Source organism: Psychrobacter immobilis, from assembly GCF_904846175.1.
GTDB lineage: Bacteria > Pseudomonadota > Gammaproteobacteria > Pseudomonadales > Moraxellaceae > Psychrobacter > Psychrobacter immobilis_E.
Genome location: NZ_CAJGZM010000001.1, coordinates 454,549 through 467,287, shown reverse-complemented (window position 1 = coordinate 467,287; position 12,739 = coordinate 454,549). Strand labels below are relative to the sequence as shown.

Sequence of the window (12,739 nt, the reverse complement as noted above, 5' to 3'; positions counted from 1 at the left end):
AATGATGTTTCGGTGTGCTACATCATTTAATAACGAGCATCTTTAGGTTTGTTGCCGTTTGGCCAGTCGTTTACTGTACCCGCAAAGTCAGGACGTGGTTGATGGGTGAAAAATTCAGCGACATCGATCGCGTCTTGGTCGCTGAGCACGTTGCCATGACCCCATAAACCTTTGGTTTGAATACCCATCGGCATATTATATTTCACAAAAGCTGCGGCTTTATAAGTGCGTGCTAACCCGGCGCCAATGTTAAAGGATTCATCGCCCCATAATGGCGGGAAAACAATATCACCGCGACTGTCTTTCATGCCTTCGCCATTGTCACCATGACAAGTGGCACATTGTACTTGGTAGATTTTTTCACCGCGTACAGGATTACCGACCAAAGATTCATCCACTTTACCGGCATTTTGAATATCGACCTTTTGCTCTTTTGGCGTATTTTGTGACAGCCACTTCATATAGGCCAACATTGCCAGCATTTCAGGGGATTCAGGTTTTAATGGTTTGCCATTCATTGAGCGCTGGAAACAGCCGTTAATGCGTTTGGTCAAATCGACTTCTTTACCAGCACGAGGCATCACCCGCGGATAGAAGTTATAACTGTTGATATAGGGGTCGCCAAGGGGGATTTTACCTTGCGAGATATGACAGCTATTACAGTTCATTTGCGCGCCAACATGCTCGGGCAGTAAGCGCTTGGTTTCATTTAATAAGCGCTTACCATAAAAGATCTCATCAGCATTCGGCTCATCTAGGATAGAGGTGTCTTGCGGCAATACATAAGTGCCAATGTCTTCGTTGGCATCATCAGCGGTGACTAAGCCATATTGAGGAGCGTTTTGCTCAACTGGCTCGGGTTGTGAGCAGCCACTACTGATAGCAGCGATACTAAGCGCTGAAGCAGTGAGGATAGTGGTGGTGAAATTACCCATTGTTATTTTTTCAGAGATAACGCGAGCAATAGTAGGCAAGTTGAGTGGAGAGTTTTTCATTATTTTGCTCCTTTTGTTTGCGTATCAATACTTAAGTCTGGGGCAATATCGGTACTGGTTTTTGGTTTTTTGGCGAGGAAAGCGCGCATTTTTACCACATCATCAACACCAATTTCAGGCGCTTGGTTGGTCCAGCTATTACGTACATAGTTGACCACTTCTGCCACATCCGCATCACTCAGGTTGATAAATTCAGGCATGGTAAAGGCCATGCGGTCGTGCGGAGTTTCGGGCATGCGGCCACCGCTCAAGGTGATTTGTAGTACCGAGTCAGCATTTTTAGCATATACCGCACTATTGCCATCAAGGGCAGGGAAAATACGCGGCACACCTTTACCATCAGCACGGTGACAAACTTGGCAATACTCGGCATACAGAATTGAGCCGCGCGAATCATAGTTGCCATCAAGCAGTTTTTGCGTAGTAATGTCTTTTTTCGCTGGCAAGGTTTTTTCTTTGTTTGGTGCAGGAGACAGTGTTTTTAGATAAGATGACATGGCGTTGATATCATAGTCTGTCATATATTGCGTGCTGTGCTCGACCACTTCGGCCATGGCGCCAAAGGCAGCTGTGGTGTCAGTGCGACCGGTTTTAAAGAAATCATTTAATTCTGCAACGGTCCACGTAGCCAAACCGCGATGCTCACCGCGAATACTTTTAGCACGCCAGCCATCGATGACCGCACCGCTCAAATATTCTTCTGAGTCGGCATTGTTTAAGGCGATTTCTTGGAAACCGATACCGCGCCCAGTATGACAAGAGCCGCAGTGACCAGGACCTTCAATTAAATACTGTCCACGGGTCAATATTGCATCATCACTTTCAGCGACAAAGTCACGTTTTGGATCAAACAGTGCTTGCCAGTAAGCCAAAGGCCAGCGCCAATTTGCCACCGGTGGTAACTCACTTTTTAAATTGGCTTGCTTGACAGGTTTGACGTCAGACATAAAAAAGGCGTACATCGCGGCCAAATCTTCATCTGGCATGAGCTGATAAGACGGGTAGGGCATCGCAGGGTAAAGGGCTTTATTATCACGACGGACGCCATGCTTAACGGCATTTTTAAAGTCAGTAAAGGTATACTGACCAATACCGGTTTCTTTATCAGGGGTAATATTGGTTGAATAAATGGCACCTAGTGGCGTCAGCATAGGCAGGCCGCCGGCATAAGTTTCACCGTCAAGCGTCGTATGGCAGGCGACACAGTCAGCGGTACGCGCGACGTATTCCCCTTGTTTAATAAGGGCAGGGTCAGTGATATTAACTTCAATGTCACTGCTAGTCGTGCGCATATTAGGCAGTATTTGCCCAATGATAAACGCTAAAATTAGCCCGACAATGGCTACCATAATAATGATTAATGGCCACTTTTTCATAAGCCTGCCCTCCATAAGATATTTTTACTAAGCTTCTCATTTATCATCACTATTTTATGAGGACTATGAGATATCCATATTGAAATTAAATATTTGGGATTTAAGCTTAGCGAATTAAAAGTTACACGATTATCATCTAGTATAAACTGGCGGGTAATATTGCGATATTGTGGAAAACCACATTATAATTAAGGTTTTCATTTATAATGAATGTTTGATAGCTCAAATGCAAGGCTAGGTTTATGGATAAAAAGTCTAAAGTCTGGGCTACCTTGAATGCTTATTTTATTATCGTTGTAGCGTCCTTTGCTTGGTTAATGCTAGGCAGCGCCAATGCACAAACCTACTATTTGGGCGTGCTGGCACCGCAAGGTGAAACGGTGGCGCAAGAGCGTTGGCAACCGTGGCTTAATCAGCTTAATGAGCAACTGCAAGAGGACACAGTGGTCTTGGTGCCGCTGGCGTTAGAAAATTGGCAGCAGGAAATCGAAGCACAGCAGTTTGCTCTAGTGCTTGGACCGCAAGTACAACTGATTAAAATGAATACCACTCATTGGCGCTGGCTTGCGACCTTGCAAGCTGAGACAGCACTCGCTCAATTGAATGCGCCTGCTGATATCAATAGTAAAAACTTTAATGAAAAAGGTTTCAGTAAAACCGCTGATAAGCAATTTTCGGCAACGGTTAATCTAGCCAATGAGTTTAATAAACTGACTCAGGATAAGCATTTAAAAGAACCCAGCGCCATGGAAGAGGTCGCCAGTGCGCTTTGGGTAAAGGCAGACAGCGGTATTTATCAGTTACAAGATTTGCAGCAGCGTAAAATTGCTGCCGTGGATGCCGAGGCATTTGGTGGTTATCTACTGGTCGCGCATTTATTACAACAAAACGGCGTACCGTCCAATCGTTATCAGACCCAGTTTGTCGGCTATCCTATTGAGCGCACATTACATGCATTGGCGAGTGGCAGCGTAGATGCAGCGATTGCGCCGCTTTGCTTGATGGAAGAGATGGCACGGCAAGGGAAGATTAGTGAGAAACAATACCGTCTTATTCACCCTGTGGCGACCGCTTCTAGCTGCCAATCTTCCACGCCGATATATCCAAATTGGACATTGGCGGCGACCGAGCAAGCACCTGCTGCCTTAATTCGGCAAATTAATCAAAATTTATTTGGTACGAGTCAATCAGAGCAAGCGTTGTTAGGAATAGGACAGCGCTGGCTACCACCTGAATCGAGTAGCGATGCTGAACGTATCCTTTATGATATGAATCGTCATCCCGCCCAAAAGCAGCTTGGCGCGCATATGGTCGACTGGGTCAAGGCGCATCGATTGTGGATGGCCGTTATTGTTTTAATTATACTGATATCAACGGTGAATTACGCGTGGATGAGCTGGCTAGCATGGCGACGACGGCAAAAAATCACTCTGCAAAATCAACTGATTCGCGATTATGACCGGCAGCTACGTCAATCAGAACGCTTCGCTGTTATCGGTGAGATGAGTGGTTCAATTGCCCATGAAATCAATCAGCCGCTGGCGACCATTCAAAATTATGCTCAAGGCTTACTTATTCGCAGTCAAAGCAGTCAAAGCAATCAACGCAGTCAAGATGATATAGGGTTAAATAAAGACGCTGTAAATAATTTGACTGCGCTAGCAAAGTCCCTGACTGATAAACAAGCAACAGACAAACAAGCGACAGAAAGTGCATTGCAGCAAATTGTCAATGAAACCGAACGGGTCGCGGCTGTCATCAGTAATATTCGGCGCTGGGCAGGGCGCTCTCAGCCGGATGAAGTGAGGGTAGATATCGCAACGACCTATGAGCAGTGTGTGTTGCTACTCGGTGAAAAGGCTTTAGGTATTGGTTTTTGGCTAGCGAGTGACTATCGATCGATGCAGTTACCAAGCCTAGTTCTTGACCAGTTATTTATTAACAGCATGGTCAATGCCGAGCAGCAAGGGGCGACGCAAATAATGTTACGCTGTCAGGCAGAAGATTATAATGGCAAATCCTATATAGTATTGCATATGACCGATGATGCGGGCGGCTTTAATGAGATGCAGTTGCTTGATCATAAACAGTTAGTTGGTAATAAGCAGTTAGTTGAGAGACAATCACAGCAGCGTCTACCCAATCATTACGCCACCAAATCAACCAAAGAAAATGGTTTAGGCTTGGGTTTGATGATATGCCAGCGGCTTTGTGAGTCACTTGGCGGTATGATGCAGCTTAGCAATATCGAAGTGCAGCAGGAGCTAAACACCATACAAGCGTTAGACGGTTATCAGCAACGTTTTAAGCGGTCATTAAATGGTCAAGTGCGCTTGATGAAAACTGATAACATTTATCCATTAGTAAATAGGGTAGGCGCGCAAGTGTCTTTTTATCTGCCGTTACATTTGGCTGATAATGCGGAGAAATAAAGCTATTAAAAGAGACAGTAAGCAAAAGCGAAAGTGAGCAAGAGAGAGTTATCAACAACCAAGCATTTATAAACTTTGCAAATTAAATTAATCATAAGGTTGCGTATGAATGCTCAGAATAATTCAGATAAGCGCTCAGAATGGCAAACGCCAGTTGATAACAGTGGTGACCCTCTACTGATTCATATCATCGACGATGAAGAAAGCGTGCGTATATCATGTGATTTTTTGATTAGCAGCTTGGGATTGCCGACCCAAGTATGGTCAAGTGCGCTGATGTTTTTACAGCAAGTCGATATCTATCACCCAGCAGTAGTGGTTAGTGATTTGATGATGCCAGAAATGAGCGGTCAGGCACTGCAAGCACATCTCAATCAACATGACAGTCCGATAGCGCTTATTGCATTGACTGGCAAGGGTGAGATTGCTGATGCCGTCAATATGCTCAAACAAGGCGCGGCGGATTATCTCGAAAAACCGATTAATAGTTACCGTCTACAAGAAGCGATTGAGCGCGCTCAAGCATTAACACTCAAACGTGCTCAACTTTATAGTATTAAAAAGCTTTATGCGCAGCTGACCGATAAAGAAAAACAGGTCGCTAATGAGTTATTAGAAGGAAATCTGAATAAAAATATCGCCGATCATTTAGATGTGTCCGTACGAACGGTCGAAGTGCATCGTTCACAAGTGATGAAAAAAATGCAATCGCAGCATGTCAGTGAACTGGTGCAAAAATTGATGTTGCTTGAAGTCTAGAGTGTGGAATTATTACCATAATCATAAAAAAACGCCTGCTATTAAAGAGGCGTTTTATCTTTTAAAATTCAAAGTATTTTGCTAAATGATTTAGCTTAATATCAAACTATCATCTTCGACTTTTTCACCGCGGGTTTGCTCAAACATATCAAGTAAATCATGCACATTCATGCCTTTACGAATATCGCCAGATACGTCTAATACCACTTGCCCTTGATGAAGCATCACAGTACGCGTGCCATGGGCTAACGCTTGCTGCATCGAATGCGTGACCATCATCGTTGTAAGCTGATTGTCTGTTACGATTTTATCGGTTAACTCTAAAACAAACGCCGCCGTTTTAGGATCAAGGGCAGCCGTATGCTCATCAAGCAGTAGAATCTTAGACGGCTGCAATGATGCCATCAGCAGACTAACTGCTTGACGCTGACCACCCGATAATAATCCCATACGGTCAGTCAGACGATTTTCTAGACCCAGTTTTAATACCGATAGTTTTTCGCGAAATAAATCACGGTTATTCTGGTTTAGGGCAAATTTTAAACCACGTTTGCCGCCGCGCTTATAGGCAAGCGCCATATTTTCTTCAATGGTTAATGCTTCACAAGTCCCAGCCATTGGGTCTTGGAATACACGAGCCACCCAATGAGCGCGTTGATGTGCGGTCTTTTTGGTGACGTCAATGCCGTTTAATAAGATTGAACCGCTATCGACGCGTGTGGTGCCACTGACTGCATTTAAAAAGGTTGATTTACCGGCGCCATTGGTACCGATGACAGTGACAAATTCACCATCGGCGATATTGAGATTGATACCACGTAGTGCAGGGTTTTCAATGGGCGTTCCAGGATTAAAGGTCAACCGCAAATCTGTAGCTTGCATCATAATAATTATTCCTTATGGTTGCACATTGACATTAAGCCCGAACTTTACGACTTAAAAATTTATTTTTAGCTTTGGGCAATACCAAGGCCAATACCACGAGCAGCGCTGTAATCAAGTTTAAATCTTGTGGACCAAAACCAATACTACGAAGCGTGTCGCTCGATAAAGCAACCTGAATAAACAGCTTGTACAACACCGCACCGACAACCACAGCAAAGGTAATCAGCCAAATACGTTTGGCAGGAATGATGGTCTCACCGATGATGACTGCTGCCAGACCAATGACGATCGTACCGATACCGATCGAAATATCTGCGCCACCTTGCGTCTGCACAAACAGTGCACCTGCTAGAGCAATCAAACCGTTAGAGATTGCCATACCTATGATGGTCATCCATGAGGTGTTGATACCTTGCGCTTGTGCCATACGTAGGTTTGAGCCAGTTGCCCGCATCGAAAGACCGGTTTCAGTACTATAAAACCAATTTAAAAATAACATGGCAACCAGCACGACGATACCAATAATCAGACAGCGCATCCAGTAACCATTGCCATCATTGACCAAGGTACTAAATACCGTGGTTTCACCCAACAGCGGCAAGTTTGGCGCACCCATAATCCGCAGATTGACAGAATATAAGGCAACCATCACTAGGATACTGGCAAGTAATTGCAAAATGCCCAGTTTGACGTGTAGCCATGCGGTGACAATACCGGCGACTGACCCTGCTAGCATACCAAAGGCGCAAGCAAGCCAAGGATTAATACCAGCAATGATAGAAATACCAGCGACAGCGCCACCCAACGGAAAACTACCGTCAGCGGTTAAATCCGGAAAGTCGAGGGTACGAAATGAGATTAGGACGCCAAGCGCCACTAGGCCATAAATCAGACCACTTTCAAGCGCACCAAAAAAAGCAATTAAAGACATAAGAGATCAGTAAGTCATAACCAAGCATTTAATCAATCATAGCAAGATAAGTGAGTGAAAGAGACGGGCGGCATTCACTGTTACCAATATACCAAGGTCGCAATGTAAGCATGTCACGTTATCTAGTAGCCATTTTAACCAAACGACGAAGCGGTGAATTTAACAGATTGGATTATCTGCAGCTAGGGTAAAGCAAAACTTATCGCTACTATGGATAACTGTAAGTTTTGCTCATTTAAAGCCTTTAAAAAAACAAGCCCAGCCTAATGACTGATAGCTGGGTGTTGTCTTCGCTAAATAAATAGCGGTATCAAATCAACCAAAACGATAATTGACAAAAATTACCGTCTATAGATTAGATACCAGAAGTCACAGTTATTCTACCACTACTTTTGCTTTATCGATAACCGCTTGTGGCAAAGTAATGCCTTCGGCTTTCGCGTTTTTTGGACTGACATATAAATCAAGTGATTGCGGCGTATAAACAGGGATAGCGCCCGCTTTTTCACCGTTTAAAATGCGAGTGACGATTTTACCAGTTTCGCGGCCCAAATCGTAATAGTTGACCCCCAAAGCAGCAACGGCACCGCGCTCAACAGAGCTGGTATCAGACGCAATCAATGGAATTTTACTTTCTTTAGCGATTTGGTACAGTGACTCATAAGCTGAGACGACGTTGTTATCTGTTGAGGTATAAATCATATCGACTTTACCTTCAAGACTGCGGGCGGCCATCGCGATATCGTTACTACGCTGCGCAGGCGCTTCATGTACCTTGATACCCAATGGGGTTAGGTTATCTTTCAGCGCTTTTAAGACGATGGTTGAGTTAACTTCGCCTGGACTATAAACATAACCGACGTTTTTTAAGCTTGGGATGATTTGGCGCATCAAATCGATTTGCGGTGCATAAGGCAGAGCATCAGAGGCGCCAGTGACGTTGGTACCAGAACCATCAAGCTTAGAGACCAGTTTAGCCGCTACAGGGTCTGTCACTGCTGAGAATACCATCGGAATGGTGCTGGTAGAGGCGGCAACAGACTGTGCCGATGGTGTTGCAATGGCAACAATAACGTCTGGTGCATCAGCGACGAATTGCTTGGCAATCTGACCAGCAGTCGCAGTATTACCTTGGGCGCTTTGGAAATTGATGGTTAGATTCTCGCCTTCTTTAAAGCCGGCGTCATTTAATTCATCGATAACGCCTTTACGCACGTCATCGAGTGCTGGATGCTCAACAATCGCAGTAATAGCGACCGTTTTCATGGCGGCTTTGGCATCACCACCAGTTGCAGCGCCGTCAGTGGTGTTGGCGTCTTGTGCTGGCTTGTTACAGCCGGTCAAGATAGCGGTGCAAACACCGCCCCATAGTAAAGCTTTAGCAAAACGATTTTGATACAACATGGGTCTGACTCCTGAGAATAATAATGTGTCCGTACATTATATAAAAGATAAATAAAGGGTAGCGCTGACTGCTTGTTAATCACGGTCTTTCTATTTATTACTGTTTACTAGTGACTACTTACTGGTTTTTTTTGCTTCTTGATCGACATTAATAGCGTTCTTAAGTAACTCTGCTGATAGGCTAGTACCTTGTTCAGCGGCATGTTTTGGGCTGACGTATAGCGTTAACGTATTCATCACTTGTGGTGCGATATCTTTTGTGGCTTCACCGTTTAATACTCGATAAACCATTTTGCCCGTGGTACGACCAAAATCATAATCATTAACACCAAGCGCCGCAGTCGCACCGCGTCTGACACTAAATTCATCTGAGGCAATGACTGGAATATCAAGCTCATTAGCCGCACTTGCCATGGCTTCAAAAGCAGAGACCACGTTATTGTCCAGTGAGGTATAAATGACCTCTACCTTCCCTGCAAGACTACGAGTCGCCATCGCAACGTCGGTAGGGCGATTAGCGGTGACGCTCAATATCTTAAGTCCGCGTGCTGGCGCTGCTTTTTCAAGTTGTTTAAGTACCACCACAGAGTTGGCTTCGCCTGGACTATAAACATAACCAATGGTTTTTACATTGGGCACAATTTTTTGAATGTTGTCTAACTGTGGCTCGATGGGTAATTCGCTTGATAGACCAGTCACATTAGTTTGGATGGGCACATCATTTTCGTCAATAAGTTTCGCTGCTACAGGATCTGAGATGGCAGTATAAATAACGGGAACGGTTTTGGTCGACGCAACGATTGATTGGGCAGAAGGTGTTGAGATTGCGACGATGGCATCCGGATTGTCCCCAGCAAACTGCTTGGCAATTTGCCCAGCAGTTGCGGTATTACCTTGCGCACTTTGGAAATTAACGGTTAGGTTTTGCCCTTCTACGTAGCCATTTTCAGCCAACTCATCAATAATGCCACGGCGCATCTCGTCTAAAGAAGGATGTTCGACAATCTGAGTGATGGCCAAGGTTTTGGCAGGCTTATCGTTAGTCGCGCTATCATCAGCGTTGACCGCAGGGTCAGTAGCATTATTAGAGCAGGCGGTTAGTCCAAGCGCAGCGCTAATAGCAGCGCCGCACAGGCTAAGGCGTAAAGTAGTGGCAAAGGTCATTTTATTTTGGCTCATAGGTTAAAAAATGCAGGTTACCCGAGTCAATGTTATGTGCATGCTGAGATAACGGGCGAACATTATGGTAATCAATCCATTGATCATTACGTCCATATTATGACAGTAATGTAACTTATGGCAATAAGAAAATAAAACGCATTTGTCATTGATTTTATAAAGGTTAATACGGACAGATTTTTGTTTATGATTTTATTTTTCGTGCATACTTTTTATACTTAATCACTAATGAATTTCAGGCAATAAAAAAGATGCCATGAAAGCATCTTTTTTATTCTATAAGTACAACATCTAAGCGAGCACATCACCAATGACGCAGTTATCCGGTAATGTCACTACCGTTAGCTGAGTTTTTGGATTGCCCGTTGATAACACCATCCCTTCTGAGACACCAAATTTCATCTTACGCGGCGCAAGATTGGTGACGCAAATCACCTTTTTATCCAGTAATTGCTCAGGCTCATAAAACTTACGGATACCGCTAAAGACATTACGGGGTTTGTCTTCGCCAACGTCCAAGGTAAATTGTAAAAGCTTATCGGCACCTTCGACATAATTACAGGCTAAGACGTGAGCGACTTTCATCTCAACTTTAGCAAAGTCTTCGATGCTGATATAGTCAGTTTGCTCAGCATTTGTATCAGTATCAGCTTTTTCTGCTTGCTGAGTGTTTACCGCTGCTGGTTTGCTATCGGCGTTAGCAGTAGGAGCATCTGCTTGCGTCAATGAAGCTTTTGAGTCTTCAATCATTGCTGCAACGTCTTTTTCTTCGATACGCTGCATCAAAGGTTTAAATTTATTGATTTTATGACCAAGTAACCACTCATTACGGCTAGCAAAACTCAAATCTTCAATGTTTAAGAACTCTTTGGCATTGGCCGTTAGCTCAGGCAATACGGGCGCAAGATAGACCATTAATTGGCGGAAGATGTTAATGGCGACCGAGCAGACGTCTTGAACTTCTTGCTCAGTACCTTCTTGTTTAGCCAGCGACCAAGGCTTTTTACCATCGATATATTCGTTGGCCTTGTCGGCACATTGCATGATCAAGCGCATCGCACGCGAGAACTCACGATTCTCATAAGCGGCTGCAATTTCATCACCAGTCTTAGTAATGTCTTCTAATAATTCTGACTCTACGCAAACCTCAGACAGCATACCGTCGTATTTCTTCACTAAGAAGCCCGCACTGCGACTGGCGATATTGACCACTTTACCAACCAAGTCAGAGTTGACTTTTTGCATAAAGTCTTCTAAATCAAGGTTAATATCCTCGACTTTGTCAGACAGCTTGCTGGCAAAATAATAACGCAAGTATTCAGGATGCAGATGATCCGCGTAAGTTTCGGCCTTAATAAAGGTGCCGCGTGACTTACTCATTTTCTCGCCATTGACCATCAAGAATCCATGCGCGAAGACACCCGTTGGCGTACGGAATTCACTACCGGCTAGCATGGCTGGCCAAAACAGCGCATGGAAGTAAACGATGTCTTTACCGATGAAGTGATAAACCTCGGTCTTGTTCTCGTTTTCTTGCAGCCAATAACGGTCGAAATCAAGCGCTTGGTCTGTACCTTCGCGCTTATCGCATAGGTTTTTAAAGCTTGCCATATAACCGACTGGCGCATCTAGCCATACATAGAAGTATTTGTCTGGCTCATCGCTTGGGGTATCTGGAATCTGAAAGCCAAAATAAGGCGCATCACGCGAGATATCCCAGCTAGTTAAGCCAGCGTCGAACCATTCTTGCAGTTTATTGGCAACCGATACTTGCAAGCGATTGTCACTACGCGTCCAATCTTTTAAGAATTGCTCAAACTCAGGCAAATCAAAGAAATAATGCTTTGAAGTTTTCAGAATTGGCGTGGCATCAGATAACGTTGAGTGCGGGTCTTTAAGATCGGTCGCATCATAGGTGGTACCGCACACTTCGCAGTTATCACCGTATTGGTCAGGGGAATCACACTCAGGGCAAGTTCCTTTAACAAAACGATCGGCTAAAAACAGCTGCTTTTCAGGGTCAAAAAGTTGTTTGACGTCGCGGGTTGAGATATGTCCAGCACTGCTCAGCCTGCGATAAATCAGCTCAGAGAAATGTCTGTTTTCTTCTGAGTGCGTGCTGTGATAGTTGTCAAAGTTAATCAAAAATTTGGCAAAGTCAGCTTCATGTGAGGCTTTTACCGAGGCGATTTGCTCTTCTGGGGTAACGCCATTGGCTTCTGCTTTGAGCATAATCGCAGTACCATGAGCGTCATCTGCGCAAACATAGGTAACCTGATGACCTTGCGCTTTCATGGCGCGTACCCAAATGTCGGTTTGAATGTATTCTACAAGATGCCCCAAATGGATATGGCCATTGGCGTAGGGCAGCGCACTGGTTACTAGAATCTCACGCACAAAATCACCTATATTTTTATATAAACGGGTTGGTTATCAAACGTCTCAAGCGCTATATGATGAGCGGGCGCGATATTATCAACATTAGATTATCAATGCTAAAAACGTCTAAAAACTTATAAGAAAGCGAAAAATTAAAAAAGTGTGCCTATGATACCGTAATTCGGCTGAATTTGTGACATTCCTCAGTAATTAATACGGTAACTCATATGGTAATTAACTCTATATCACATATAGATTGTTATTCACTCATTAGGTATAAATAATTGATTTTATTTAGATAGGTTGATAATAATGTGACCATAAAAAACCCACCAAGCGATTGGCTAAGTGGGTTTGATAAAAGGTATGTTTATTTGATAGCTAGAGTCTTTCCTGAAC

The 12,739-nt window shown here is 44.1% G+C and carries 9 protein-coding genes; 2 read left to right on the top strand and 7 right to left on the bottom strand.

Annotation, left to right across the window (positions count from 1 at the left end; genetic code table 11):
* Positions 1–26: 26 nt before the first annotated feature.
* Together JMW39_RS01895 and JMW39_RS01890 are read right to left on the bottom strand one after the other, a co-directional pair.
* On the bottom strand, positions 27–995 hold the full coding sequence (locus JMW39_RS01895) for a c-type cytochrome (RefSeq protein ID WP_265088429.1): 969 nt from the start codon (positions 993–995) through the stop codon (positions 27–29).
* A complete protein-coding gene (locus tag JMW39_RS01890; protein ID WP_227679130.1) occupies positions 995–2,371 on the bottom strand; it encodes a cytochrome c in 1,377 nt (458 codons plus the stop codon). The genes JMW39_RS01895 and JMW39_RS01890 overlap by 1 nt, the downstream gene beginning before the upstream one ends.
* Before the next feature lie 242 nt (positions 2,372–2,613).
* Between JMW39_RS01890 and JMW39_RS01885 the strand changes: the two genes are divergently transcribed.
* Both JMW39_RS01885 and JMW39_RS01880 read left to right on the top strand, forming a co-directional pair.
* Complete coding sequence (locus JMW39_RS01885) at positions 2,614–4,803, top strand: PhnD/SsuA/transferrin family substrate-binding protein (protein ID WP_201543266.1); 2,190 nt, start codon at positions 2,614–2,616, stop codon at positions 4,801–4,803.
* Between the two features lie 105 nt (positions 4,804–4,908).
* Complete coding sequence (locus JMW39_RS01880) at positions 4,909–5,562, top strand: response regulator transcription factor (RefSeq protein ID WP_201543264.1); 654 nt, start codon at positions 4,909–4,911, stop codon at positions 5,560–5,562.
* Positions 5,563–5,652: 90 nt separating this feature from the next.
* Here JMW39_RS01880 and JMW39_RS01875 read toward each other — a convergent pair whose 3' ends face one another.
* The 5 genes from JMW39_RS01875 to metG all read right to left on the bottom strand — a co-directional run bounded on the left by JMW39_RS01875 (position 5,653) and on the right by metG (position 12,358).
* Positions 5,653–6,447: an ABC transporter ATP-binding protein gene (locus JMW39_RS01875; RefSeq protein WP_201543262.1), complete on the bottom strand. Its 795-nt coding sequence runs from the start codon at positions 6,445–6,447 to the stop codon at positions 5,653–5,655.
* Positions 6,448–6,478: 31 nt separating this feature from the next.
* Positions 6,479–7,378 (bottom strand): ABC transporter permease, encoded by a 900-nt coding sequence (locus JMW39_RS01870; protein WP_149489802.1) that lies wholly within the window; start codon positions 7,376–7,378, stop codon positions 6,479–6,481.
* A gap of 375 nt (positions 7,379–7,753) precedes the next feature.
* The gene (locus JMW39_RS01865; protein WP_201543260.1) at positions 7,754–8,782 is read right to left on the bottom strand and encodes an ABC transporter substrate-binding protein; all 1,029 of its coding nucleotides are present in this window, start codon (positions 8,780–8,782) and stop codon (positions 7,754–7,756) included.
* A 114-nt stretch (positions 8,783–8,896) separates the two neighbouring features.
* Positions 8,897–9,946: an ABC transporter substrate-binding protein gene (locus JMW39_RS01860; RefSeq protein WP_201543523.1), complete on the bottom strand. Its 1,050-nt coding sequence runs from the start codon at positions 9,944–9,946 to the stop codon at positions 8,897–8,899.
* Between the two features lie 306 nt (positions 9,947–10,252).
* Positions 10,253–12,358 carry a methionine--tRNA ligase gene (gene metG / locus JMW39_RS01855; protein ID WP_201543258.1) on the bottom strand — a complete coding sequence of 702 codons (2,106 nt, stop codon included), beginning with the start codon at positions 12,356–12,358 and terminating at the stop codon, positions 10,253–10,255.
* Positions 12,359–12,739: the final 381 nt, after the last annotated feature.